We start from the raw sequence: 26,417 nt of genomic DNA, 5'->3' as shown, positions 1-26,417 counted from the left end.
GAGAAGTTACGGTGTCTGAACAGGAGTATTGCAACAGTGACGATACTTTTGGCGTACGGCTTGTCAACCATGTCGATGATGCGGTTTTGCCGGTCGGTGTGCATGATTTTGCCGATGCCATTGGTCGTTGCATGCTGGTTGACAAGACCATGTTTATTGCCGATGTGTTGGACTGCGACGCGTCCGTTGTGGTGTGCTGTCGACCCGAGGGTTTTGGCAAGAGCATGAACTTGTCGATGCTCAGGGCTTTTCTGGAGCGTCCAGCGGTCGGTCGCTCTGGTCAGCGTTTGTTTGCCGATGCTCAGATTTGGGATGCGAACGGCGGGCGCTATCGGGATGAGTATGCTTGCTATCCGGTGATATCGCTGGACTTTTCTGGCGCTGGGAGGCGTGGCCCCGCTGTTGCCGGCGTCGTGCGCGATGCCCTTTCGGGCGAGTGCGCTCGCTTGTTGGCGCTCTTGGAGGCTCCGGATTTAGCTCGAGATAAGGTGCGTCACATCGAACGTGTCGCGCGTGGCGTGGCGAGCGCGGACGAGGTTGACTCGGTGCTCGGTGTGCTCATAGAGCTGCTGGAGATTGCCTGCGATGAGCAGGTTGTATTGCTCGTTGATGGGTACGATGCGGCGTGGTCTCGCCGTGCGAGCGCGAGGGACGCTTCCGACGCCGATCCGGCAGAACTACTTGACCGTGCGCTGTTTGACGCCATTGCCACTGCGCGCGATTCGTTGCGGCTGACGTGTCTGATGGGGGAGTGTTCCGGTCCCGCCGAAGCGGCGCTTTCTTCGCGCGGCTGCTCGTATTGTCTGACGACGCCGCTGTCGGCGTGGTGTGACCGTTGGTTCGGTTTTTCGGATGCCGAGGTCGAGGCTCTGTTGAATCATGCTGGGCGCGAGGAATACCTGGATGATGCGCGTGAATGGCTCGAGGGATATCGGTTTGGCAGGGCCTATTGCTCGAGTCCAGAGCGTGTGATCGGTTTTCTGGGCCGAGGCTGCACGGCGCCTGTGCGTGCCGATCTGTATGGATATGCCGATTGTCTGAGTAGGGTAGTTGCCGGGTGGAATCTCGACCGCCTTTCGATCTTGTTTGATTTGCTCGAGGCCCATGGGTGCGCTGAGGTCCCGCTTTGTTTGGGCACTGCAGAGCCAGATGTCTCGCCTGACGATGGCATGTGGACAGCGCTGTATCTGTCCGGTTTTCTCACGACGGATATGACTGAGGAGCCAGAGCATGGCAATCGCCTCCGTGCTTTGCGATTGCCCAATAACGAGCTTAGACAGGCCTTGCGTCTAGTGATTGTTGAGTGGTTTGAGTGCGCTGCCGAAGACATTCGAGACGTCGATGCGTTTCGCGACGGGCTGTGCCGTGGGAACGAGGATACCGTGAGGCGGGCGCTAAGCCGCATCCTGGGGGATGCGGGAATCGGTGAGACCGACCCAGATAAGCCGCTGCCATATCATCTGCTCTTGCAGGGGCTCTGCTTTGGCTTACCGGGCTATGCCAATCCTGCCTCGAGGCGAAAGTGTGGCGCAGGTCGCTGGGACATCCAGGTTTTCCCTACGGGTGCTGTGTTCGACGTAGCAGATACGATTGGCATGCTGGACGAGCGCCCGCTGATAACGATTAACTTGATGTATGACCCCGATGTGGATGCGCTGGGACTGGAATTGCTGGCCGTGCAGTCGCTACTCGACATAGAGCGCGACGGCATCGACGAAATCCGTGTACCGCGCCCCGGCGTGGGTCGCATGCGCTGGGGGTTCGGTTTTGATGGGCAGCATGTGGCTACGGTGTGCCAGCGGCTTTAAGCGCCGAGGTGTTTCCGGCTTCCGTTACTCGGTGTCCTTCATGGGCGGCATGGGCTTCCAGTTGGGATCCTTGACGATCTTGCGGGCGTCCTTCATGCCTCGGCGCAGCGCCGGAATACCGGTCTTAAAGCACTTGTCAACGGCAGCCAGGCGAATGAACTCCTTGCAGAAGGTCGCGACGTTGCCCAGACGGAACAGCGCGGGGTGATAGTCGCCGTAAATCTGCATGTAGCGGGCCAGATAACCGCGGTTGCGCATGATGTAGTAGCGGTTGGTGTCGCTCGTAGAGTTGAGCTGGCGCTTGCCGGCGATATCCCAGTTAGAGACAGCGCGGGCACGCTTGAGCACCACGTCGGCAACAACGGCGGCGGGGAAGTGCTGGCTGGCCACGTAGCCGTAGCAGGCATCGTCGCCGTAGATGAAGAATCGCGCATCCGGCAGGCCGATCTTGTCGACCACGCGGCGCGAGAACAGGCCGCCTTCAAAGCACAACTGGTTCATGGCGCGGTAGCCCTTGGGGCCCAGGTCCCACTTAGCGATGGGGTTGGGGATACCAAGCGAAAGGATGAGCTGGTACTGCCAAAAGAAGGCGCCGCCGTCAAAGTCCAGGCGCGAACCCTGGATGACATCGTAGCGGTCGGTCCACTTGGCAAGACGCTCGATGCCTTCGGGGATGACGAGCACGTCGTCGTCCATCACCCAGAACCACTGGGCGCCCAGGTCGTAGGCGCATTTGGTGCCGGCGGAGAAGCCACCTGCACCGCCGCCGTTTTCGAGCTGTGGTGCGTAGATGACGCGGTCGGTGCCGCCCTTCGCGTCGGGCTGTTCGATGTCGGTGCCCCACAGGTTGGCCAGGCGCTCGTTGAATGCGGTGCACATGGCCTCGGTCTCACGCGAATTCTCGTTATCGACGATCACGATGCGCCAGGGCGCTGCCGTAAGCTCGGTCATGGAGTCGAACAAGTTGGCCAGGAGTTCCTGGCGCTTGTACGTAACGACGACAATGGCGAGCTTATCGATGGGAGCGGGAAGGGTTGAAGGCATGGGGCAATATATCCTTTCACGCGCGGCGGGTGAGTGCAGCGCGGAAGCTATCGAATACGTCCTTGGGACTGTCCTATTGTAAAGGCTCGGCGCACCTTGGCGGCAAGCTTTGAATAAAACGCAGGAACCTGCCACGGCTGTAGCGGCTTTAGCGTCTGACGGCAGCGTGTCTATTGCCTCTTGAGCTTGCGTTCAATAAGACTTCTAGTTGCATCGATGATGAGAAGTGCCAGAGCAAAGACGATGCTAATGACGATACCCGTGACGATACATATAGCTGCCGGGCTGTTTTGGCTGATCAGTATGTTTGCGAGCAACGTATTGAAGACGGGACGCCACAGGCTACTGGTGAGCGACTGCATCACATAGAAACCAAGCGTGGCGGTCGATAAGGTGACGATGACACCTGCGGTCCGTGGATTGCCTGAGGCCCTGCGCCGGGTCGCCGCAAAGAGCAGAGAGGCGGCAGCGAGGGCAAACGAGATCAACGAGGTTGATTTGTAGGAGAGGACTGCCATCGCCGTGAGGTTGCCGGTGAAGGAGAGTGCTCCTTCCAGGATGGTGGCGAGCGCCAAAACCGTTACGAGCGAGCGCATGCCCAAGGCGCCCGCCCTGTCCGAATCCATGGCGTCGGTTACGTCGCGGAGCAGTCCGCCGATCAAAAACGCGACTACGTACGTGGTAGCGCTCATGAGCTTTTGGAGCCAAGAAAACTCGCCGGCGCTTGTCGCACTCATGGCGGCCAAATACCCGTTAACAACGAATACGAGGATTCCAACGGCGATGACCGTCGTCGTGTAGGTTTTCTGGGAGAGTCGGCTCTTGGCCAGTCCAAACCATGGCGCCATGAAAACTGTGGCGGCATAGACCCAGATAAACTCAAGCCCAAGCGTGTACCAATAGTGCGTATTGAGGGTAACATCGGGAATGGGTGAGACGACCGTGGACCACGCGAGCGCCACGAGGCAATAAAACGCAGTGGGCATAATGACCTTGCCAAGGCGCTGCGCCGTCCGTTGCATTTGCGACTTCCACGTTGCTCCACCGTCCCAAGCACGCGCGGCCGAAGCGATGAGAAAATAGCCCGAGATCATAAAGAAGACCTCGTTGGCCCAGCAGCCAAGCAAGTTAATAAAACCGAGTACGCCGGAATAGGGGAACATCGCAAGTGGGGCATATTCCACGGCGCCGACGCAGACGGCTTGGAAGGTCCACTGAAAGGTGTGGAACACCGCGATGCCGGCGACCGCGACCAAACTCAGCGCTTCGGTGGGTATGTTGCGTGCGGCTTTGGGCTGCATGACGTCCTTTCGTATCGGTTTGCCTCTGCGGGCTCCATAGATTATATAAACGCCCGCTGGCGCGCTGGCCCTTTGATACCATGAAACGACAGGTATTTCCTAAGGAGCACATTTGTCTACTAACGCCTCTGGCAGCCCTGTTCTGTCGCTGCTTATTCCCATTTACAATGTTCAGCGCTACCTGCGCGAGTGTCTCGATTCCGCCCTGGCGCAGACGCTCAAGGATATTGAGATCATCTGCATTAACGACGGGTCGACCGACAACTCGCCGGCGATTATCCACGAGTATATGGAGCGCGATGGGCGCGTCAAGATGATCGACAAGGCCAACAGCGGCTACGGCGACTCGATGAACCACGGTCTGGAGATGGCGCGTGGCAAGTACGTTGGCATCTTGGAGTCCGATGACTTTATGGCGCCCGACGCACTCGAAAAGCTTGTCTCGGCCGCCGATAGCAATAATGCCGACTTTGCGAAGGCGAACTTTGATTTCTACTGGTCTAAGCCCGAGGAGCGCCGTTCGCTGCACGAGATGTTTAAGGCCAAGGACTGCGGCAAGCCGGTGCACCCGAGCGACACGACGCAGTTCTTTAAACAAAAGCCGTCGATTTGGTCGGCCGTGTACCGTCGCGATTTTCTTGAGCGCAACGGCATTAAGTTCCTGCCGACTCCGGGGGCATCCTTTCAGGACACGTCATTTGCCTTTAAGGTGATTGCGTGCGCCGATAAGGCTGTTTACCTGCATGATGCCGTGTTGTCGTATCGCCAGGACAACGAGAATTCCTCGGTCAATTCTTCGGCTAAGGTCTTTTGCGTCAATACCGAGTATGCCGAGATTGAGCGTTGGATTCGCGAGGATTATGCCCGCGACCACGTAAGCGTCGATGTCGCGCGCGTGCTCAAGTTCAATCAGCTCATTAAGTACGATTCGTACATGTGGAACTACGTGCGCCTGGCGCCTAAGTTCTATAAGGAGTTCCTGGTTCAGATGGCCAAGGAGTTCCAAGCGGCCTTGGACGCCGGGGACTTTTCGCTTGACGACCTCAAGCCGTGGAAGCGCGCAAATCTCGCTGCCATCCTCAAAGATCCTGAGGGCTGGGTTGACGAGCATCCGAGTTTTGCGACGGATGGTGCCTTGGGGCGTGCTAAGTATTACGCCTCGGTTGGAGGCCCAGGCGTGGTTGCTGCCTTCCTCATCGAATCGCTGAGGGGGTAGGTCGACATGGGAGAGACTTTGACCCCCAAAGCGACCATTGTCGTTCCCGTCTACAATTCGTCGCGCTCCATTCAGCGATGCCTCGATTCGCTGTTGGCCCAGTCTGAGCGTTCGATTCAGGTTGTCTGCGTCAACGACGGTTCGACTGATGATTCGTTGAACGTGTTGCGCCAGATCGCGCAGGCCGACGATCGCGTACTGGTGATTGACCAGGAAAACGCGGGCGTCTCGTGCGCTAGAAATGCCGGCATCGATGCCGCCGAGGGCGAGACCGTCTTTTTTGTGGACGCTGACGATTACATCGATGCCCAGACGGTCGAGCGCGTGCTTCATGCCATGGAGTCTGCAGATGCCGAGGCCGCCGTCTTTGGCGGCATCTGTGAACCTGCCGACGCTGCCCCCAAACGCGTCCAGCAACTCATGAGCCCCAAAGCCGGTACCTTCGGCGCCCGTGATCCCCAACTGCTGTTCCATTCGAATGCGCAGCCCTATGCTTGCCGTGCGGCCTTTTCGCGCGAGCTGCTCAATCGCGAAGGCATACGCTTCGCCCCCGGTTTGGCTTTGGGCGAGGATGTCGTCTTCCAATTTGCGGCTTATGCGCTTGCCCGCAGGACCGTCGTCATGCCTGACAAGTTCTACCACTACGTGATGGAGAGCGAATCGGCGACGCACGAGTTCAACAGTGCCGAGGCGCGCGCCAAAAAGCTTGACGCCCACATGAGGATGCTCGAGGAGGTCTTGGAGGACTGGGCGGCCTACGATTTTTTGGACCTGTGTCCCGGCGAGCTGATAACTTGGTTTTTGGACCTTATTGTGTTCGACCTGGCGCGCTTGGATGCCGATGGTTTCCGCCGCGTTGCCAGTCGCGTCAACAGGGCTTTCACGACGTTATTGGGAACGGAGTGGGCGGATATGCCTGCTAAGGGCGCCGTTCGCCGTGTTGCCCACAAGCTCGTTGCGGCGACCTCGGGCGTTTCGATGGCAGACGCCACGCTGTTCTATCTTTCGACTCGCGGTCTCAAAGCCTGCCTGGAGCGCTTTCTCTAATTCCAAGCGCTGCCGCCCGCCGCAACTCGGCTGTTAAAATAACCCTGTTACACGCTATTCAACAGGAGGTTCTCTTGCAGAACTCTGATACCCCTAAAGTTTCGCTGCTTGTCCCCATTTGCAATGTGGAGCGCTACTTGCGCGAGTGCCTCGATTCCGCCGTGGCGCAGACGCTCGAGGACATCGAGATTATTTGCATCAACGACGGCTCTACCGATAGCTCGGCGGATATCATCCGCGAGTACATGGAGCGCGATGGGCGCGTCAAGATGATTGACAAGGCCAACAGCGGCTACGGCGACTCGATGAACCGCGGCCTGGAGATGGCGCGCGGTGAGTACGTGGGCATCCTTGAGTCCGACGACTTTATGTTTGAGAATTCGCTCCAAAAGCTGGTCGCCAAGGCCGATGCTGAGCATGCCGATGTGGTAAAGGGCGACTTTTACCTGTATTGGTCCACGCCCAGCGAGCGCCGTGAGCTGTTTGGGATTATTGACGAGCATATGACGGACGCGGCGTATCGCCCCGTCGATCGCCCGGGGATCTTCTACCGCAAACCTTCCATTTGGTCGGCTATCTATCGACGCGAGTTCCTCAACGACAATCAGATTCGATTCCTTCCCACGCCGGGTGCCTCGTATCAGGACGCAGGCTTTAACTTTAAGGTTTGGGCTTGCGCCGAGCGCGCCGCGTTTATTGCGGACCCCATTTTGTGCTATCGCCAGGATAACGAGAAGAGCTCCGTTAATTCGCCCAACAAGGTGTTTTGCGTATGCGACGAATATGCCGAGATGCAGCGCTTTTTGGATGAGCGTCCCGAGCTCAAGGCTCAGCTCCAGGGCATTTTAATGCGCATGAAGGTCGATACGTACCGTTGGAATGATGAGCGTCTGGTCGATGAGCTGCGTGAGCAGTTTTGGAAGAAAGCCTCGTCCGAGCTCAAGGCCGATTGGGATGCCGGTCGCTTTGACCTGTCGCTGTTTGATCCGCGTGGCGAGACCGACTTGCGCCTGATGGTCAAGTCGCCTCGTGCCTATATCGATTCGCGCTTTGACTTTAAGAAGCCGGGCAAGCTCAATACGTTTAAGCATTACTTTAAGATCGGCGGTCTGCCGCTGGTCTGGCGTGTGCTGACGTATCAGCGCACCTACGGCGATAATCCGCACCCCGATGACGTTCCGGCCGCACAGTAGGAGCGAGTGACCATGGCTACCCCCAAGATTTCCGTTGTCGTTCCCATCTATAAGGTGGAGGAGTGCCTGGCCTGGTGCCTGGACTCCCTGCTTGCACAGGATATTCCCGATTGGGAAGGCGTACTGGTTAACGATGGCTCGCCGGACGGTTCGCGCGATATTGCGGCTACCTATTGCGAAAAGGACGCGCGCTTTACGCTGGTCGATAAGCCGAACGGCGGCCTGTCGAGTGCGCGTAATGCAGGCATCGCCGCGTCCACGGCGCCTATCGTCGCGTTTTTGGATTCCGACGACCGATTTACGCCCGATGCATGCCGTGTGATCGTCGATGCCTTTGGGCGCGAGGACTGCGACGTTTTGACCTTTGGCGCGAATCCGTATCCGCTGGAGGCGGGGTATCCGTGGCTTAACTATGTGCTGAGCCCGCGCGATGTGTCGTTTGAAGGCTATTGCTCTGACCTGCTGTTTAAGGAAGCATCTCGCCCCTTTGCATGGCGCACCGCCTGCAAGCGTGAGTTTTTGCTGGGCAACGGGATCGTCTTCGACGAAACCGTTAAGTACGGCGAGGACCAGGTCTTCGATTTTGCCGTGTACGGTCGCTCGCGCAAGACCGCGCTTATTTCGAACAAGCTGTACGACTACCGCGTGGCGCGCAAGGGCTCGCTCATGGACACCATGCGCTACGACGACGAGACGCGACTGCTAGAGCACGTGAAGATTTACTCCGCGGTGCTGGCTGACTGGCAGCGCGACGGTCTCGATGTACAGCATGCCGATGACCTGGCGTACTTCCTATGCGATCTGGTGCTGTACGATGCGCTCAGGTTGCTGGGCTCGGACTGCGGCAAGGTGTTTGCTGCCGTTGCCACGGCGCTTGCCGGCTCTGCCGTGGGCAGCGATGCTGCGCTCGCACAATGCGCTCCTTCTGTTGCTGCTATGGTGCGTGCGGCGCTTACCAGCAAGGCCCCCAATGCCCGTGAGTGCAAAAAGCTCATGTTCGATTACGACGTCTTGAGGTTTGGGCGCCTGGGTGCCTGCAAACGCATGGCAGCGAACGCCCTGGGAAAGCGAGAAGTGTAGATGAGTATCAAGCGTTTGGCACTTTGCCGCAGTCAGGGCCGTCTGTTTGTGCTGCTTCGTTTTGCCGGTCAGGATGTCGCCGCGCTTATTGAGCGGGAGGGTTCTCAAGCGTTTGCCCATGCGACTACGAGCGGTTCTTGTGTGCCGTCGCTGGTGCTCCCGGTCGATCATGGCCGTGTGCTGGCGCTTTGCCCTTCCGTTTCCGATTACGAGCACGAGCTCGCCATTTTGGTGCTTCCGTTTTTGGATGGTTCGTCGATGGATGTCGTTTTTGCATTCGGTGGCCAAAGGTTGGGCTCCATTCGCCTCGATAGCCGCGTGGCCAAGCTGGAATCCAAGATTAACTACAAAGCAAAGCCTGCGCTGTGCACGCTTATCCGCGACGCGCAGCGTGGCGAATGCTGCGGTCGCTACGAGATCGATGCCATTCGCTATCTGCCGGCAGACGCCGGCGCGGTGTGGCGCTATGAGGTTACCTGGGCGGGAGACTCCCAGTGCGCGCCTGAGCTCCAGGTCTTCGATACGCATATGAATGCCATCGATGCCACCGTGCATGTGTTTGAATCGCAGACCGATGTGCCGCAGCAGAACGGATGCCGCGTCAATAAAACGTATCTGAGCGTTGAGATGCCTCAGGATATACGAGATTTTGTCGCGATTGTGAGCGATCCCACAGAGCAGATCCAGAGCGGGTTTTGCGCCATTGATGGTCGCCTGTACAACGGCATGGTCGACGACAGTTGGAATCGCATGAAGGATGCACGCGCTGACGACGCAGCTTATCGACGTTGGTTTGAGCAACATCGCGCAAAGCCGGGCGATCTGACGTGCCAGCGTGTCGCTTCGGCGGCCTTTGCCTATAGGCCGCTCGTGAGCATTGTGGTGCCGTGCTACAAGACCGATCGAGTCTACCTGCGCGAGCTGCTGGACTCGGTGCTAGCCCAGAGCTATGACAACTGGGAATTGCTCCTTATGGACGCCTCGCCCGAATGGGATGCGGTGGCCAATCTTGCGGCTGCCGCCAATGACGAGCGGGTTTGTCGTATTGAGCTGCCTGGCAACGGCGGCATTGTGGTCAACACCAACGCAGGTATTGAGCAAGCGATGGGCGACTACATCGCGTTCTTGGACCACGATGACATTCTGGAGCCGGACGCGTTATTCCAGTATGTTTCCGCGCTGAATAAGGCGGCCGAGGGCGAGCGTCCCCAGGTCCTGTTCTGCGACGAGGACATGTTCCAGAAAACGGGGGAGTGGGGCCAGCCGGTCTTTAAGACCAAACTCAACGTCGACCTACTCTATAGCCATAACTGCGTGACGCATTTTCTGATGGTGGAGAAGGCGCTTATCGATCGCATTGGCATGTCGCCGGAAGACGTCGCGGGCGCCCAGGATTATGACCTGACGCTTCGCTGCCTTGCAGCCGGCGCGCGCTTTGAGCACGTTGCGCATGTGCTGTATCACTGGCGCGTGCATCCCGGTTCCACCGCCGATGGCTCTGCCGATAGCAAGCCGTATGCCATTGAAGCGGGTCGTCTTGCGCTGCAGCGCCACTTTAACGCGCTGGGCGTTCACGGAACGGTCGAGGAGACCGAGACGCCGTTTGTCTGCCGCATGCGCTATGCGCTGCCGGAGCCTGCGCCGCTGGTGAGTATTGTGATTCCCACCAAGGACCACGTTGAGACGCTCGATGCCTGTGTGATGTCGATCGCCCAGAAGGCCACGTATACCAACTACGAGATTGTCTTGGTGGAGAACAACAGCGAAGCCCCGGAGACGTTTGCGTATTACGAAACCCTGCCGGAACGCGTGACTGCGGCATCCGAAGGCAAGGGCGGCGCGCGCGTTGTGTACTGGCCGGGCGAGTTCAATTACTCCCAGATCATCAATTTTGGCGTTGAACATGCCAAGGGCGACTATCTGCTGCTGTTGAACAACGATACCGAGGTTATAAGCCCGGACTTTATCGAAGAGATGATGGGCTATCTGCAGTGTCCCGATGCGGGCGTGGTGGGCGCCAAACTCTACTTTGCCGACCATCTGGTGCAACATGCTGGCATTTTGGTTGGCGTGCGTGGCGCACTTGCCCATGCCAACCAAGACTTCTCGGCAAAGCGCGAGGGCTATCTTGCCCGTGCTGTGCGCCCGGGCAACTTTAGCGCCGTGACGGGTGCCTGCCAGATGGTGCGACGCGACGTATTTGAGCAGGTCGGGGGCTATAACGAGGAATTCGCCGTCGGTTTTAACGACGCAGACTTTTGCCTGCGCGTGTGGGAGGCAGGCTACCGCACCATCTTTACGCCCTATGCCGAGCTGTACCACTACGAGTTCACCTCGCGCGGCAGGGAAGAGGCCAACGAGGAAAAACTGCGCCGCTGGAAGCGCGAGCAAGCGCTGTTCATGCAGCGCTGGCCAGAGTTCTTCTTGACGGGCGATTCATGGTTGGGGCCTAACTTGTCTTCCGACAGTGAGTACTTCTCGTTTTAGTGCGAAGTAATGCCAAGTTCCGGCAAAGTATCCTCAAGAGCTGCAAGGGCGGTGGGGTTCAAGTACTCCTCGTTCAAGCAGCTCTTGTCATATCGAAAACGTGCCTCAAGATTTTTACAGGTGGTTGTATTAAATCGGTTCGCTCATGCGCTAAGTTTGCCTTAGGAGCTATTCAGCGTAACGATTGAGGTGTGGCGACTCATATTTAAATTGCAGTCACAAAGACACCTTTTATCGATTTCCCGTTGAAATACTGAATTGATAGTTTAAAAATAACTTAAGAGAGCCTTAAATCTCGGAGAAAGGATGTCGTATGAAAAACCTTCGAGAAAGATGGCGCGGACTAACAGTGCTGGGAGTTGTTGCATTTGCCGCTGCCTGCATGACGGTTGCCCCGGTGCCCTCATTTGCTGATATTGCTGGCGGTGGCGGAGACGGTGGACCGATTACGGAATGGTGTTCCGACGGTCGTCCGAAGACTGGACTCGTTCGGTGCGAGGACGGCAACCTTCGCTATTTCGATCCCGAAACTGGCGCCATGGTCACGAACCAGTGGCATAACGAATACGAAGCTGTCTGGTACTATTTTGGCGCTGACGGGATCGCGGTGTCGGGCTGGCAGTCTATCGGTGGGGACAAGTATTACTTCTACCCCGAAAGCCATGATATGGCATACGGCCGAGTTCAGATTGACGGCAAGAACTACTTCCTGAACACCCCTGGTGCCAACGCCGATGGCCGCATGCAGCATAGCGGCTGGCTCTATGACTCCATCTATGGAAAGTGGTTCTATGCGACCTCCAGTGGCGAACTGCTGACCGGTTGGCATAATATCGGTGGAACTTGGTATTATTTCGACGAGTATGGTGTCATGCTGACCGGCTGGATCAACGTTTCGGGGACGTGGTACTACGCCAACGCTTCCGGTGCGATGGCCACTGGCTGGCTCAACATCGGCGGTACGTGGTACTACCTCGACGGTTCGGGCGCCATGGTCGCTAACAGCTGGCGCAGCCTCGGCGGCTCCTGGTACTGGTTCGGCGACTCCGGTGCAATGGCCACTGGCTGGTTCTTGGCAGGCGGCTCTTGGTACTATGCGAGCGGTTCGGGCGCCATGGCAACCGGCTGGCTCAGCAATGGCGGCACGTGGTATTGGCTCGGAGGTTCGGGCGCTATGGCCTCTAACTCTTGGGCTAACGTTGGTGGAGTTTGGTACTGGTTCGACGATTCCGGCGCGATGGCCACCGGCTGGCGTCAGGTCGGCGGCGCCTGGTACTACTTTAGCGGTTCCGGCGCTATGGCCCACGACGCCTGGGTCGGCGACTACTACCTCCAGTCTTCCGGTGCCATGGCTACGAATGCCTGGGTTGGCTCCTACTATGTCGGCGAGGACGGCAAGTGGATTCCGGGCTACGGTTTAGTTTGGTACAAGAGCGGTAGCCATGTTTACCATACGCATAAGTGCCGTACCGTTGGCAAGGACGCAAAGGGCTATTCGCAGATCTCTATCCAGGAGGCCCAGAGGCATGGCGCTTCACGAGAGTGCAAAAACTGCCAGCAAATTGGCTAGTACATTACTGAGCTAGTTTTGATTGAGGCCCCGTTGCCCTGAGGTGACGGGGCCACTGCGTGATTGGATACTGTGCTGCTATGAAGAAATGGTCATTCGGGGTGCTGGTCTTTTCGGGCCTTGTTTCTTTGGGGCTCCTTTTGGGTTCGCCCTCGATGTTATACGCCCTTGATTTGAATAACACTGACGAAGGTCCCGCATCTAACGTTGCTATTGCTTCTGTCGAGTCAGGCGTTGATGTTCAGCGCGAATCGACCTTCGCTGTCGAGCAGAACTCTCAGATGGATAATGAGAGGCTCTGTTAGACCAAATTTGACACGATCGGCTGTTCGTCGAACCGGAAAATAATCGGGCTACCCCCGTCCATCGCGGTCCCCGCCCTCCCCGTCAGCCTTCCCCTCAGATCCCAGCCTGACGTCGAAGGGCAGGCCGCCCTCGCGGATCACCGCCCTGAGGAATATGTTCATGGCGCCCGACATGGAGAGCCCGAGCTCGTCGAGCACGGCTGCGGCCTCCCTTTTGACCTCGGGATCGATTCTTATCGTGGTGGCCGGGACGTTCGATGTCATTGCCGCTCCTTCCGCGGTCGCTGCTCCGTGGCCACCATTTTAATTCGCTAGGCCGCCCGCCCGTCCCAGTAGTCCATGAGGGGAGGCTCGAGGCCGAACATGTCGCGGACGCGGGTCGAGCAGGAGCCGTTGGCGAGCTGGCGGGCGACCGTGGACTCCGCCGCGCGCGAACCCGCCGCCATGAAGGTGCGGCACCAGCGGAACCAGTCGAGGTAGGCTCCCAAGTGCTTGGTGGACACTCCCTTGAAGCGGGCCATGAACGAGCCGAGGAGCGAATGGACGGCGTTGATGCGGTTGATGGTGCCCTCCGAGCGGTCCTTGGAATCATAGGATTCATGCGAGGCGACCTTCAGGTCGCGCAGCACGTCGATGTACGCGGTCGCCTTGTCCGTGGCGACGACCGCGCCCGCGCCGATGCGGTCGCGAAGGGCCTCCGCCGCACGCTTGCGCGAGACAACGCCGCGGCCCGAGACCTCGAAGAAGGTGGCGTCCGTGTCGCTAACGCCCGTCATGACGCAGATCTGCTCGCGGGAGAGGCCGCGCCTGTGGACCTGCTTGCCGCGGTGGCGAGCCTTTCTCGGCAGGGTGAAGGAGCCTTTTGAATGGTTGCCCTTGAAGGACTCGGGGAAGTACGTCTCGTCGAGCTCGCAAGCCTGCCCCTGCCCCACATGGAACGTGGGCGAGTATTCCTTCAGGCACTCAATGAGCCTGTGGCGCATGGTGTAGGCGGTCTTGAGGCAGACACCGCAGCGGCCGGCGCACTCGCGGAGAGGGAGCATGAGGGCGAAGCACTCGGCATAGGCCATCCAGGTCTCGCGGGGCAACTTGCTCGTGCCGAGGATCCGGTCGGTGGAGCCGGAGAACGTCCTGCCGCAGTCGCGGCAGAGGTAGCGCTGCTCGCCGTTCCTGGACTTGCCCTTCTTGACGATAGCGACCGAGCCGCAACGGGGGCAGCGCTCTACCTCATAGCCATCTCCCGCCGCATCGTCGAACATGGCGGCGCGGACGACGTCCCCGACCAACTCGACGGCTTTACGGCGCTCGGTCCTGCTGAGCTTCGCCAGGCTCTTCTTGAGGGTGATGACCAGGTCGTCTGCATCCATGGGCGCTCCTTCGACGTTAATTGAAGGGTACCGCCTCGCGGTGACATCGTTTTTATGTCAACCTTGGTCTAACAGAGCCTAATGAGATCCCTTCTGAGGTTTCGAATCAAATTGTTTGGCATCAGGGGTGGATATCACCCGAAGAAGGGGCTGGTTTTTGGCGTTGGGGCTTGTCCGACGGAACGATCGCTGTTTCTTCTTGGAGACATATAGACGGTAGCTGGTACTGGTTCGACGACGAAGGTCGAATGGCTCAGGATGGATTGGTCCAAGTCGGGGGTGCGACTTATGGATTCTCCTCTTCGGGTGCAATGCGTGTCGGCTGGTACCTAGATTCTACGGGCTCCACTTTTGCTTGGCGTTATTTCTCCAGTTCTGGCGCCATGGTAAAAGGCTGGCTTTCAGACGGCAACAACTGGTATTGGCTGGATGATGAAGGCAAGATGGTCCACGACTCGATGCTGCAGATCGGGGGAGCTACGTATGGATTCTCCTCTTCTGGCGCAATGCTTATCGGATGGCATCTTGATGCTTCCGTCTGGCATTATTTTTCCGGCTCTGGCGCCCTGGTAAAGGGCTGGCTCTCGGATGGGGGCCGTTGGTATTGGCTTGATCCTGCGGACGGTTCTATGGCCACCGGGTTGAATGCATGCAATGGAACCCCTTATATCTTTAACGGATCGGGGGCCATGCTCTCCTCCCAGTGGGCGCTTATTGACAACAACTGGTATTACGCTGACTCCAACGGCTTGCTGCATGGAGGCTGGTTACTTCTAGGGAATTCTTGGTATTACCTGGATCCAGGAAGCCATATTATGCTCACGGGCTTTGTGCAAGTGGGTACATCCTCCTATTTCCTTACGAGTTCAGGTGCCATGGCAACAGGCTGGGCACTTGCTGATAATACTTGGTACTACGCCGCATCAAGCGGAGCAATTCAACGAGGGCGATGGATAAAGTCCGGAAGCGCCTGGTATTACCTTGATGAGGTGTCCGGCGCAATGCGTACTGGTGAATATACGGTAGGCGACACGCGCTATTATTCTTATGATTCTGGTGCGATGGCATCTTCGTGCTGGATCAACTTGAGCGACGGTATGTCATGGGCGAATTCGTCTGGAGCACTGAGCGAGCCGTTGCCTACTTCATCTGATGGATCTCCCGTAATCGCCGATCGTGCCGACTTGTCTTCATTGCCAGGTGCAATTCATATTGGAGACGCAGTTTTCTATGCGGACGCAAACGGTGTCGTTAATGTGGCATCTGGTTGGATTATGTCGAATGACGCTTCTGATGAAAACGGTAATACTTGGTACTACGCATCTTCCAATGGTGTCCTTAAGTCTGGTTGGCAATATGTCAACGGTGCGTGGTATTGGATGGACCCTTCCACATTCAAGATGAAAACTGGATGGCTTAATGACGGCGGTACGTGGTACTGGCTCCAGCCTTCGGGTGCCATGTTTGCTAATGGGTGGCTGAAAATCGATGGCGTTGACTACTACTTCAATGCAAGCGGTGCATGGTTGAATACGTCTGGTTCTGTTTTGGGGGTCAATAGGTCCAGCCTGGTCAATTGGCTTATGAGCCACGAAAACGACGGCTATTACCGTGGAACACGCTATGATACGCATCTTAGCCAAGAATCATGCATGTATCCAAAGGGTGATCCTCGTTGGGACGGGTATACCGGTATGAACTGCGGCGGATTTGTATCGCATGCATATATGAAGGCGGGCGGTAATTTAGCTCCCATTGCCGCTGAGCAGAGCCATTCGCCTTGGAGTGGGGGTCCCGGAAGGGGCGGCTGCGTTAACGCGTATCGTTGGTATGGCTACGCTATCGATACATGCGCGAACGTGACTTATTTCAACTCTATTGATGAGTTGTTGCGTAGTGGTTTGGCTCGTAAGGGGGATATTGTATTTTTCAATCCTTACAATCCATATGCGGACGATAGTCATATCGGTTTTTTCTGGGGCAATTCGCCGAGCGAAAACTTGTTTTGGCATAGTGACGGTTATGGAAACCGTATTTCTGGTTTGACTGCTTTGGGTCCATCGAAAGTAATATTGATTCGTTAGAATTCCGAGTTGTAGGGGACTCTCTGGGCCCCCTGCCTTTTTGACATCTAGTTTGAAAGCTAACTGATGTCGGCATTCTTTGGGCAAAGAGTAGGGACCAGGAGTCCTTGGTTTCACCTTGCTGGGAAGTTCTTGTTTACATTGTGGTATTGCGTGCAGTTATTTGTCGTCCTAGATGGCGCCTTGTCCAGTTGGATGTTCGGAAATCTTTCACAGCCATGCTGTAAGCTAGACGCAAACAAGAACGAATGACGAGGTTTACATGAGCAAACATCTTAAGTTATTTTCGGCATTGTTGGTGCTGATGGTCCTTGCGCCCATTTCTGTGTTTGTTTTTCCCTCGAACGCGGAAGCTGCGCGGTCCCTAGTTGAGAATTCCTGGCGTTATGAGGATGGACAATTGGTCGCAGAGGATGCTTCTTCCGAAGAAGATGGAATAGCCTTATTGTCCATGGACATTCTTCCCGATGGGGCTACGGCGCAGGGCATCGATGTCAGTGAGCATCAAGGACGTATTGACTGGAATGCTGTTAAGGCTTCTGGTATCGATTTCGCTATACTGCGTGTTGGATTTGGCGCTCCATCTTGGGGCGGTCGAGTTGACTATCAATTTAATCGAAATATTTCTGAGTGCGAGCGACTCGGAATTCCTTACGGCGTCTATATCTATTCATATGCTTTTGATAATCAACAGGCAGCCGATGAGGCGTCCATGGTGATTGACTGCCTATCGGGGCGCAATCCTAGGCTACCGGTGTATTACGATCTTGAGGACAAGACAATTATTGCAGATGGCCGTCAATCCGGAATTGCATCTAGAGCTCAGATATTCTGTAATAAGATTTCTAGTGCTGGATATAAGCCAGGCATTTATGCAAACCTAAATTGGTTTAACAATATATTGACCGACCCTGTATTTAAGAGCGGTTCTTGGGATCATTGGATTGCTCAATACAACTCCCAATGTCACTATACCGGCAGTTACAGCTTTTGGCAGTATACAAGCCGCGGAAAAGTTTCTGGTATTAGCGGAAACGTTGATATGAATTACGCGTATGTTGATGTCTCTCTTTATTACTGGCAGTTAAAAGAGGGCACTTGGTATTACGCAACCTCTGACGGCAAAGCGTATACCGGATGGTTGTGCCAGGGTGGCACCTGGTACTGGCTCGAGCCCGACGTGGGCGGTGCCATGGCTACCGGCCTTCACGAGTGCAACGGCTCCCTGTACTGGTTTAATTCGTCCGGCGCGATGTCGACCGGGTGGGTCCTCGACGGCGGGACCTGGTACTACGCGACTGGCTCCGGCGCGCTGGCGCGCGGCCCCGTATCCGTCGGCGGCGTGCCCTACTGCTTCGACGCCCGGACGGGTGCCATGCTGACGGGCTACCAGACGGACGCGCAGGGCGTCCGCCGCTACTTCGGCAGCTGCGGCCCCCTTAACGGCTGGGGCCTCGTCGACGGCTCCTGGTACTGGTTCGCTGACGGTATCGCCTCGACCGGCTGGCTTTACACCGGCGGTTCCTGGTACTGGCTCGACCCCGACGCGGGCGGCGCCATGGCGACGGGCCTCCACGCGTGCAACGGCTCAGCGTACTGGTTCAGCGCCTCCGGCGCGATGGCGACCGGATGGGTCCTCGACGGCGGCACCTGGTACTACGCGACTGGCTCCGGCGCCCTCGCCTCCGGCTGGCTCAGCCTAAACGGTGCGTGGTACTGGCTCGATCCCTCGACGCACGCCATGGCCACCGGGCTCCATGGGTGCAACGGCTCCATGTACTGGTTCAACGGCTCCGGCTCGATGGCGACCGGATGGGTCCTCGACGGCGGCACATGGTACTACGCGACGAGCTCCGGCGCCCTCACCTCCGGCTGGGCCTACGTCGGCGGCGCCTGGTACTGGCTTGACCCCTCGACGCACGCTATGACTACGGGTGTTCAAGAAATCGATGGGGTGAAATACTCTTTTGCTAGTAATGGCGCTTGGCTCGGCTAGCAACTCTTCCTTAATTGCTTTTCTCTAATTACATATTGCTCTTAGCTATCCATTTGTAGACTATGTTTATATAAAAATCGGTAACTACTGGGGGCTGCACATGGCAAGGAAAAAGCAAATAACATTAATCCTAATCATTCTTTCAACTCTACTGCTCGCTGGACCCGGTGTGGTTGATATCGCGAACGCAGAACCCATAAGCTCCTCCATCCCTACTGATTTTGAGCGGCAATCCGTCCCCTCGACTCTTTCTCCTTCCGATTCAATTGATGATGGTCCTGCTCAAGAATCCGTTAAATGGAATCTGGGTTGGAATTCGTTTGACGGCAACTGGTTCTATGTGGATTCAGTCAATCCGGTCTCGTTGCATTCTGGCTGGCTCTATACCAATGGGGCCTGGTATTGGCTCGACCCCTCGACGCATGCCATGGCCATTGGGCTCCATGAGTGCAATGGCTCCGCGTACTGGTTTGACGCCTCCGGCGCGATGGCGACCGGGTGGGTCCTCGACGGCGGTACCTGGTACTACACGACGGGCTCCGGCGCCCTCGCCTCCGGTTGGGCCTACGTCGGCAGCGCCTGGTACTGGCTTGATCCCTCCACCCATGCCATGGCTACCGGCCTTCACGAGTGCAACGGCTCCCTGTACTGGTTTAATTCGTCCGGCGCGATGTCGACCGGGTGGGTCCTCGACGGCGGGACCTGGTACTACGCGACTGGCTCCGGCGCGCTGGCGCGCGGCCCCGTATCCGTCGGCGGCGTGCCCTACTGCTTCGACGCCCGGACGGGTGCCATGCTGACGGGCTACCAGACGGACGCGCAGGGCGTCCGCCGCTACTTCGGCAGCTGCGGCCCCCTTAACGGCTGGGGCCTCGTCGACGGCTCCTGGTACTGGTTCGCTGACGGTATCGCCTCGACCGGCTGGCTTTACACCGGCGGTTCCTGGTACTGGCTCGACCCCGACGCGGGCGGCGCCATGGCGACGGGCCTCCACGCGTGCAACGGCTCAGCGTACTGGTTCAGCGCCTCCGGCGCGATGGCGACCGGATGGGTCCTCGACGGCGGGACCTGGTACTACGCGACTGGCTCCGGCGCCCTCGCCTCCGGCTGGCTCAGCCTAAACGGTGCGTGGTACTGGCTCGATCCCTCGACGCACGCCATGGCCACGGGCGTTCAAACTATCGGATCATGTGAATACATATTTAATAGTACCGGCAAGATGATGGCTAATTGCTGGTCAAACGGTGATGGGTCTTGGATGTATCATTCGTCATCCAGCGGCGCAATTGACCTTAAAGGCATCATGACCGATTCGGGAATCCAGCTGATTGACGACGACGGTAATGCCAGAACTGGTTGGATTGAGAGTCAGGGTGCTCGATATTATTGTTCTGCTAGTGGAGTAATTCTGACTGGGTGGCAGCAAATTGCTGGGTCTTGGTATTACTTTAACCCGGATGGTCGAATGGCGACCGGCTGGCTTAACGATGGCAGCAACTGGTACTGGCTGGATTCCGCTTCTGGCGCGATGAAAACGGGATGGCTTTCCCTTGGGGGCACATGGTATTACCTTGATGTCGCGCGTGGGGGAGTAATGTTGAGTAACGGTTGGTATTGGATCGGCTCTACTGACTACAAGTTCAGTTCATCCGGCGCAATGGTTGGCGCTTGGGTCGATGTCCCGTGCTATTCGCAGTACCCGGAACTTCCTACTGGCTGTGAGTCGGTTGCCCTTACAAACTTGCTTAACTACTATGGTTTCGGTTTAGGTAAGACGATTATTGCGGATTACTATTTGCCCAAGGGAAGCAATGGCAATTTTGTTACCGCTTTTGATGGCAATCCAAGGCGTAGCAGCGGGGGTCTCATGGGATGCGTCGCACCTGCGATGTTAGCGCCGGAATAATTTAGCCAAATATAGTCGGCCGAGATTGACCAATCCCGGCCGACCCATTTTAGCCAACACGCCCGCATCTATGACTTTCCTATCGCATTCCTACATCCCCTCGGGCTGGATCCCCCTCACCTTCACCGCCTGGGGGACGGCCTCCACCGAGTAGGTGTCAAGCTCCCTGCCGCGGTAGCTCGGGCCCCGCATCACGAACACCGACGCCTTGTCGAACAGCCTGTCGAGGGCGCAGAGGAGCGTGTCGTCGCCCGTGAAGAACTCATCCCACCCGCTCGGGGCGATGTTGCTCGTGAGGACCATCGCGTTCGGCCCCTCCTTCTCGTAGCGCCTGTCGACGACATCGAAGAACAGGTCGGTGCACGGCCTGTCGTAGACGCATCTCCCCACCTCGTCAACGATGAGGCACGACGGCTTGACGAGCGAGGAGACGACCCGCGAGGTGTTTCCCCGCTGGACGGCCTTCTGGAACCTGTCCCTGAGCTCGGTCGCCTTTATGTAGTAGGTCTTGAGCCCCCGCATGCAGCACTCGCGCCCGTAGGCCTGCGCGAGGTGCGTCTTCCCTATGCCGCCGGGCCCGACGAAGGCGACGTTGCGGTGCGCGTAGAGGTCGGCCAGCGACGGGAGCTTGCCCAGCGCGGCCGCGTCCCGGCCCTGGATCCTGGAGAAGTCGAAGCCCTCGAAGGTCTTGGGCTCGCGCCTGGGCAGCCTGCTCAGCCTCAGCAGCGTCTCGATGGAGGCGAGCCTCCTCTTCTCCGCAAGGTAGGAGAAGGTGGCTGCCACGGCGGCCATCTCCCCGTCGCCGAGGTCGAGGTCCGAGGCGAGGGTCGCGAGCTCCTCCGCCCCGACGGCGATCCCGAGCCTCGACGCGGCGTCGCTCGCGAGCTCGTAGGGGCTCGCCCCCGCGCCCGCCATCATTCGGCCCTCCCGAAGTCGAACCTCTCGAAACCGGGTTTCGTCCTGGGCGGGGCGATTTGCTCGACCACGGTCCCCACCGGCTGGGTCGGCAGCTCCTCGGGCTGCGCCGGCGATGTCTCCCACTGCCCCTCGCACCAGCTGTCGGCGCCGGTGCCGACGGCGTGGGCGACGAGCTCGCGGGAGAGGTCGTCGCTGTATATGTGCACCACGCGCCCCTCCCGGTTCACCCTGCACTCGCGGCGGACGTACCAGTAGGGCACGCCGTAGCGGTGCCCCTCGAAGCTCACGAAGCCGTCGAAGGAGATCTTCCGGCGCGGGCACAGGTACCGCTCGACCTCGGCCGTGACCTCGAGCGGCCTGGTGTTCGCCGAGCACGCCGCCTCGTGCTCGCGCATCGGGACGCATGCCGCCGCGCGCCGCCAGCGGCCTCCCTGCTCGGCGCACCAGAGGGCGGCCTCCCGGTTGAGGGCGTCAAGGTCGGTAAAGGACCTTCCCGCGAGGAAGTTCCCCTTCACGAAGCGGACGAGCCTCTCCACCTTGCCCTTCGTATAGGGGTGGCGCGGCCTGCACAACCTGGTGCGGAAGCCGACGACGCCCATGAACTCGGCGTAGTCGGCTGTTAGCGCTACTGTAAAAACAACCAATTTCGCCATCGCACTTTAGCCGATTCCGCCAACGCAATTTCCCCAATCGCGCCAACGCATTTTCACCATTTCCACCAACGCCGGGGCTTACGCTTCGACCGACAAGCGGACGATGCTTTCGGGAGGAGCGACCGTGGCGGAGAAGAACCTGATCGGAGAGTTGGACATGTACAGGGAAGCGGGCATAAAGCCCAACTTCAGCGACATAGCGAAGCGCTACGGCAAGGACAGGCACACCGTGGCGTCGTACTGGAGGGCCGAGGGCGGGCGGCCCCGCGACGGGCGCGGCGACAGGGCGGGCTCGTTCGACGCGCACATCGAGGAGGTGGCCGCCAAGGCGCAGCTGCCGGGAGTCACCAAGAAGGGCATCCACGAGTGGCTGCTGCACAGGTATCCCGGCGAGGACCTGGCCGGCTACAACGCCTTCACCCAGTTCATGCGCAAGAACGGCATCGCCGTCGGGGCCTCCGGCGGCCCGGAGCCGCACCCGCGCTTCGAGACGCCGCCCGGACTGCAGCTGCAGTTCGACTGGAAGGAGTCCGTCAAGATGGCGAACCGCGACGGCGAGCTGTTCGAGTTCAACGTGTTCGCGGCGACGCTGGGCCATTCCCGCAGGCACATATTCATCCGGTCGGGGACCAGGACGACCGACGACCTGGTCAGATGCATGTACGCCACGATCGCGAGGCTCGGCGGCGTGCCCCGCGAGTGGGTCACGGACAACATGTCCGCCCTGGTGACGGTCAAGGGCGGCAGGCGCCTCAAGGTCCAGCGCGCATACGAGTTCGCCAAGGCCGCCGGCTTCGAGCTGAAGCTGTGCCGCCCGCGCAGCCCCCAGACCAAGGGCAAGGTCGAGTCGTCGAACCGCTTCCTGTCGCGGCTCGCGGCCTACCAGGGCGACTTCGACGGCTGGGACGACATCGACGAGATCATCGCGCGGATCGAGGACGCCAGCAACTCCGAGCCCAACGAGACCACGGGGCTGCCGCCCTCCGCGCTGTTCATGGAGGAGAAGGACGCGCTGCTGCCCGTCGGCAACCTCCGCGCCCTCGAGGAGGCGATGGGCGACGTGGTGCGCGTGGCCAGGGTGCCGGCCACGATGCTGGTCAGCGCGCACGGCGAGCCCATGTCGGTGCCCAGGCGCTGCATCGGCAGGCCCGCCCGCATCGTCTGCATGCCCGGCGGCGCGATGGACTGCTACGTCGGCGGCGAGCTGGTGGCGACGCACGTGGCGGGCGGGCCGGCCTACGACCCGGCGCACTACGCCGAGGCCATGGCCGGGAAGCGCTGGTTCGGCGACGCCGCCGGCGACATCGAGGCGGCCGCCGCCGCCAACCTCGGCCTGCTCGACTCGATAGGGGGCTCGCTGTGAGCGCCGCGGTGCAGGCCAGCCCGCTCAACCGCCTGGCGGCCAACCTCGAGGAGCTGGGGCTCGAGGGCATGGCGTCGTCGGTGCCCGAGTACGTCAGGCTCGTCGCCGACGGGAGGAAGAGCCTGGTCGACGCCATGCTCGAGCTCACCGACGCCCAGATAGCCCTCAAGCGGCGCGCCGACGACGAGCGCCGCACGAGGATGGCCAACTTCCCCTACATAAAGACGCTGGCCGACTTCGACTGGGGCTTCCAGCCGAGCGTGCCCCGCGGGCTGGTCGAGCAGCTGGCCACGCTCGAGTTCGTCGACCGCGGCGACAACGTCGTGCTCGTCGGCAGCCCGGGCGTCGGCAAGACCCACCTGTCGATAGCCATAGGCCACGAGGCGGTGATGGCCCGCAAGCAGGTGTACTTCGCCGACTGCTCGAGGCTGGTCGAGGACCTCAAGCACGCCTCGGCGAAGGAGGCGCTGGCGCGCAGGATGCGGTTCTACGAGCACTGCAGCCTGCTGATAATAGACGAGCTGGGCTACCTCGATATCGGGAAGGAGGGCGCCGACCTTCTGTTCCAGCTGGTGAACAGGCGCTACGCGCTCAAGCGGTCGACGATCGTCACGACCAACGTGCCGGTCGGCAGGTGGGGCGACGTGTTCGGCAGCAACGTCACGGCCTCGGCGGTCGCCGACAGGCTGTGCCACCACTGCGCGATGATCAAGATAACGGGCCGGTCGTACCGCCTGAAGGACGTGTCCATCGGCGGTGAGGACGGGAAGGAGGAGGGCGCCTAGGCGCCGAAAGCGGCACATCCGCGTTGGCGAATCCGGCGCATCCGCGTTGGCGCGATTGGCGAAAATACGTTGGTGAAAATGGTGAAAATTATATTGACGCTAACATCGGCCTGCCAGACGGGCCGGCCGTCGGCATCGCGGCGGACGACCACGCTCTTCATGTTGTCGGTGAGCACGGTCGCGGGCACGCCCAGCGCCGAGAACGCGTGCAGCATCCCGATGAGGAGGTTCTCCTGGCGCGCGTTCGGGAAGAACTCGACGTGGGCGCCCCCGCAATGGTGGCAGACCATGGCGAAGCAGGCGATCCGCGCCCGCTCCCCGCCAGGGCGCTCGACCGCGACGAAGCCCCAGTCCATCTGGTAGGCCTCTCCGGGCGCCGTCCTGAAGCGCTGGCCGCGGCAGCCCTGCGGGGCCGCCTGCCGCCTCTTCGCGGGCACGAGGTCCCGGTGCGCGGCGATATAGGTCTTCACCGTGGTGAGGCCGCCGGCGTAGCCCTGGCCGAGCAGCCGCTCGAATATCACCTGCGAGTTGGTGACGCCCTTCCGCAGGAGGTCGTCCACCAGGCCGGTGTGGCCGGCGAGCACGCCCGGCGCGGCCCTCCTCCCGCTGTTCCCGTGGGGCAGGGCCCTGAACCCGTGTGCCCTGACCGTCCTCGCGCGGGAGCGGGTGAGCCCCGTCCTCCTGCAGAACTCCGCGAGGTTGCATGCCTGCGGGTCGAACCCGTCGCCCTCCTCCGCGGCCATCTCCCGGAGCGCCGCGTCTACAATCTCCTGTAGGTCATCGTGTCTCTCGTTCACCTCAATGGTCCTCCTAACGCCGGCGTGTTGGCACCACCAGCGTAGTGGCGGCGGGGAGGCACGGTGGCCATTATTCGGTGACCGGGATTGGTCAAAATAGTTTGACTATTAGCGGCTAAAATCGCCCGGCGCTAACAGCGATTACTATTGCTGGTAATAACTTTCTGCGTGCTGCTGGAAGTGGCAAGCAGGCAAAAGACGTTTCTTTCTCGTCAATTTCTTCCATTAAGAACAGGCTGACCTGTGGTCAACCTGTTGAGATGTGGAATACCGAATGGGGAAGTTGGCCAGGAGGCCGTTATGCTGCGCGTTGGTATAACGGGCATTCCTATGGTCTGTGGGGCGGTAATCATGCCGTAGTCCTTAAAGGCTATGATGACGAGCAGGGAATTGTCTATCTTTCGGATTCGATTAACGGCAATGTTACGCGAAATGCCCAAGTGTTCTTCGGCACGTGGCAACAGATGGATAGCCAGGCCGTGGTAATTGAATAGCCATGATGCTAAAAGGGGAGAGCTCGACGAGCTCTCCCCTTTTGCTACTTTGTTAATCTAGCTACGCCGTCTTCTTACGTCCAAATAGTTCGTCCCAGTTACTGGCTGCCAAAACTGTTCCGCATACAATTACAACGCAGCAGATTACGGATGCCATGTCGGGAATTGTTCCAAGCAAGATCAGGCCAAAGACCACTGACCATGCCGAATAGGAGATATTCAGAGCCATCGCACGCGCTGCTCCGATTGCCGCAATGCCCTTGTAATAGAACAGATAGGATGCAGTTCCTGCGAGTCCGGCGAGTGCAATAATCAATGTGGGCATGCTTGGGATAGCGCCCAACGTGAAATGCCATGCTCCGAAGAGGGGGAGTACGAGCACTCCATAAACAAGTGCACTTGTAGTTTCGCGGATTTGCAAAGCCGTTTCGTCATCAACGGCATCATCTTTCATTCCCCATGCGCACAGCACCGCTTCGGATCCCCATCCAATAACGGCAAGCACCGCCCCGAGTAAGCCGAGGGGGGCATTTGCAATCTCACTCGACCCGGCCGATAGATAGCCCATCGTCATTACGCCGCAAAGAGCAACGAGAAGGGAAAGAATCTGGCCTTTGCCCATTTTCTCCTTCAGCAGCACGAAGGAAAGGAATGCTCCGACTGCGGGATAGAAGGCGGAGATGATTGCCGTGTAGGCAGCTCCGATGTTATTAATTGCCAATACGTAGCCGGTCATTCCGATAGGTCCACCGAGCAGAGCGCCGGCGATGACGACCTTGCCCGAACGAGTTTTAAGTGCAGCGAGCGTGTCTTTCAGTCTGCCTCGGACTCCCATGTAGCCAAAGAGCCAGATTGCACAGAAGGCATCATGGAGAAAGGATCCCGCAATGGAGGCGCATGCAAGCGCTTCCGCCGATCCAATATAGGGCGCAAGCGCCAAGCCGATTCCAAGAATTACTGTATCAAGGCCCCAAAGAAGACCGCTAAAAAAGCCGAATTGCAT

21 protein-coding genes and 2 pseudogenes are annotated in these 26,417 nt (G+C 58.8%); 15 read left to right on the top strand and 8 right to left on the bottom strand.

The window, feature by feature from the left end; translation table 11 throughout:
* Positions 1 to 11 precede the first annotated feature (11 nt).
* Positions 12 to 1,808: an AAA family ATPase gene (locus ACGHIZ_RS07745; RefSeq protein ID WP_390447308.1), complete on the top strand. Its 1,797-nt coding sequence runs from the start codon at positions 12 to 14 to the stop codon at positions 1,806 to 1,808.
* Positions 1,809 to 1,832: 24 nt separating this feature from the next.
* On the opposite strand, the gene ACGHIZ_RS07740 is transcribed toward ACGHIZ_RS07745, so the two are convergent.
* Both ACGHIZ_RS07740 and ACGHIZ_RS07735 read right to left on the bottom strand, forming a co-directional pair.
* Positions 1,833 to 2,852 (bottom strand): glycosyltransferase, encoded by a 1,020-nt coding sequence (locus ACGHIZ_RS07740; RefSeq protein WP_161145066.1) that lies wholly within the window; start codon positions 2,850 to 2,852, stop codon positions 1,833 to 1,835.
* A 170-nt stretch (positions 2,853 to 3,022) separates the two neighbouring features.
* Positions 3,023 to 4,153: an acyltransferase family protein gene (locus ACGHIZ_RS07735; RefSeq protein WP_390447305.1), complete on the bottom strand. Its 1,131-nt coding sequence runs from the start codon at positions 4,151 to 4,153 to the stop codon at positions 3,023 to 3,025.
* 112 nt (positions 4,154 to 4,265) lie between these two features.
* Between ACGHIZ_RS07735 and ACGHIZ_RS07730 the strand changes: the two genes are divergently transcribed.
* The 6 genes from ACGHIZ_RS07730 to ACGHIZ_RS07705 all read left to right on the top strand — a co-directional run bounded on the left by ACGHIZ_RS07730 (position 4,266) and on the right by ACGHIZ_RS07705 (position 12,746).
* Positions 4,266 to 5,369: a glycosyltransferase gene (locus tag ACGHIZ_RS07730; RefSeq protein WP_390447302.1), complete on the top strand. Its 1,104-nt coding sequence runs from the start codon at positions 4,266 to 4,268 to the stop codon at positions 5,367 to 5,369.
* Positions 5,370 to 5,375: 6 nt separating this feature from the next.
* Complete coding sequence (locus tag ACGHIZ_RS07725) at positions 5,376 to 6,416, top strand: glycosyltransferase family 2 protein (RefSeq protein ID WP_390447299.1); 1,041 nt, start codon at positions 5,376 to 5,378, stop codon at positions 6,414 to 6,416.
* A gap of 74 nt (positions 6,417 to 6,490) precedes the next feature.
* Complete coding sequence (locus ACGHIZ_RS07720) at positions 6,491 to 7,609, top strand: glycosyltransferase family 2 protein (protein WP_390447296.1); 1,119 nt, start codon at positions 6,491 to 6,493, stop codon at positions 7,607 to 7,609.
* Between the two features lie 12 nt (positions 7,610 to 7,621).
* Positions 7,622 to 8,689 (top strand): glycosyltransferase family 2 protein, encoded by a 1,068-nt coding sequence (locus ACGHIZ_RS07715; RefSeq protein ID WP_390447293.1) that lies wholly within the window; start codon positions 7,622 to 7,624, stop codon positions 8,687 to 8,689.
* Positions 8,690 to 11,176 carry a glycosyltransferase gene (locus ACGHIZ_RS07710; protein WP_390447290.1) on the top strand — a complete coding sequence of 829 codons (2,487 nt, stop codon included), beginning with the start codon at positions 8,690 to 8,692 and terminating at the stop codon, positions 11,174 to 11,176.
* A gap of 349 nt (positions 11,177 to 11,525) precedes the next feature.
* On the top strand, positions 11,526 to 12,746 hold the full coding sequence (locus ACGHIZ_RS07705) for a hypothetical protein (protein WP_390447287.1): 1,221 nt from the start codon (positions 11,526 to 11,528) through the stop codon (positions 12,744 to 12,746).
* Between the two features lie 353 nt (positions 12,747 to 13,099).
* Here the strand turns inward: ACGHIZ_RS07705 and ACGHIZ_RS07700 are convergent, their stop codons facing one another.
* Both ACGHIZ_RS07700 and ACGHIZ_RS07695 read right to left on the bottom strand, forming a co-directional pair.
* A complete protein-coding gene (locus ACGHIZ_RS07700) occupies positions 13,100 to 13,315 on the bottom strand; it encodes a type II toxin-antitoxin system RelB/DinJ family antitoxin (protein WP_390446660.1) in 216 nt (71 codons plus the stop codon).
* Positions 13,316 to 13,362: 47 nt separating this feature from the next.
* On the bottom strand, positions 13,363 to 14,418 hold the full coding sequence (locus ACGHIZ_RS07695; RefSeq protein ID WP_390446657.1) for an IS1595 family transposase: 1,056 nt from the start codon (positions 14,416 to 14,418) through the stop codon (positions 13,363 to 13,365).
* A 170-nt stretch (positions 14,419 to 14,588) separates the two neighbouring features.
* On the opposite strand from ACGHIZ_RS07695, the pseudogene ACGHIZ_RS07690 reads away from it, so the two are divergent.
* The 5 genes and pseudogenes from ACGHIZ_RS07690 to ACGHIZ_RS07670 form a co-directional block, all read left to right on the top strand.
* Positions 14,589 to 14,645, top strand: a pseudogene (locus ACGHIZ_RS07690) (hypothetical protein); the annotation flags it as partial.
* 21 nt (positions 14,646 to 14,666) lie between these two features.
* The gene (locus ACGHIZ_RS07685) at positions 14,667 to 16,502 is read left to right on the top strand and encodes a hypothetical protein (RefSeq protein WP_390449907.1); all 1,836 of its coding nucleotides are present in this window, start codon (positions 14,667 to 14,669) and stop codon (positions 16,500 to 16,502) included.
* Positions 16,503 to 16,764: 262 nt separating this feature from the next.
* A pseudogene (locus ACGHIZ_RS07680) lies at positions 16,765 to 17,469 on the top strand (glycoside hydrolase family 25 protein); the annotation flags it as partial.
* A gap of 75 nt (positions 17,470 to 17,544) precedes the next feature.
* Positions 17,545 to 18,498, top strand: coding sequence for a hypothetical protein (locus ACGHIZ_RS07675; protein WP_390449904.1), 954 nt, complete (start codon positions 17,545 to 17,547; stop codon positions 18,496 to 18,498).
* Positions 18,499 to 18,598: 100 nt separating this feature from the next.
* Positions 18,599 to 20,404 carry a C39 family peptidase gene (locus ACGHIZ_RS07670; RefSeq protein WP_390447284.1) on the top strand — a complete coding sequence of 602 codons (1,806 nt, stop codon included), beginning with the start codon at positions 18,599 to 18,601 and terminating at the stop codon, positions 20,402 to 20,404.
* 90 nt (positions 20,405 to 20,494) lie between these two features.
* Here ACGHIZ_RS07670 and ACGHIZ_RS07665 read toward each other — a convergent pair whose 3' ends face one another.
* On the bottom strand, positions 20,495 to 21,322 hold the full coding sequence (locus tag ACGHIZ_RS07665) for an ATP-binding protein (protein ID WP_006235234.1): 828 nt from the start codon (positions 21,320 to 21,322) through the stop codon (positions 20,495 to 20,497).
* Entirely contained in the window at positions 21,319 to 21,975 is a 657-nt protein-coding gene (locus tag ACGHIZ_RS07660; protein WP_390447282.1) for a hypothetical protein, read from the bottom strand. Before ACGHIZ_RS07660 ends, ACGHIZ_RS07665 begins: the two co-directional genes overlap by 4 nt.
* Before the next feature lie 124 nt (positions 21,976 to 22,099).
* On the opposite strand from ACGHIZ_RS07660, the gene istA reads away from it, so the two are divergent.
* On the top strand, positions 22,100 to 23,338 hold the full coding sequence (istA, locus tag ACGHIZ_RS07655) for an IS21 family transposase (RefSeq protein ID WP_390447279.1): 1,239 nt from the start codon (positions 22,100 to 22,102) through the stop codon (positions 23,336 to 23,338).
* Positions 23,335 to 24,123 (top strand): IS21-like element helper ATPase IstB, encoded by a 789-nt coding sequence (istB, locus tag ACGHIZ_RS07650; RefSeq protein ID WP_055285406.1) that lies wholly within the window; start codon positions 23,335 to 23,337, stop codon positions 24,121 to 24,123. Before istA ends, istB begins: the two co-directional genes overlap by 4 nt.
* Here the strand turns inward: istB and ACGHIZ_RS07645 are convergent.
* Positions 24,120 to 24,707, bottom strand: coding sequence for a hypothetical protein (locus tag ACGHIZ_RS07645; protein WP_390447275.1), 588 nt, complete (start codon positions 24,705 to 24,707; stop codon positions 24,120 to 24,122). The two genes, istB and ACGHIZ_RS07645, sit on opposite strands and share 4 nt — an antisense overlap.
* A 353-nt stretch (positions 24,708 to 25,060) precedes the next feature.
* Between ACGHIZ_RS07645 and ACGHIZ_RS07640 the strand changes: the two genes are divergently transcribed.
* Positions 25,061 to 25,414, top strand: a complete 354-nt coding sequence (locus ACGHIZ_RS07640; protein WP_390449901.1) for a C39 family peptidase — start codon at positions 25,061 to 25,063, stop codon at positions 25,412 to 25,414.
* Positions 25,415 to 25,475: 61 nt separating this feature from the next.
* On the opposite strand, the gene ACGHIZ_RS07635 is transcribed toward ACGHIZ_RS07640, so the two are convergent.
* Entirely contained in the window at positions 25,476 to 26,417 is a 942-nt protein-coding gene (locus tag ACGHIZ_RS07635; RefSeq protein WP_117798349.1) for a DMT family transporter, read from the bottom strand.

Origin of the sequence: Collinsella sp. i05-0019-G5 (genome assembly GCF_042851345.1) — a bacterium.
GTDB lineage: Bacteria > Actinomycetota > Coriobacteriia > Coriobacteriales > Coriobacteriaceae > Collinsella.
This window is presented reverse-complemented; position numbering and strand designations above follow the sequence as displayed.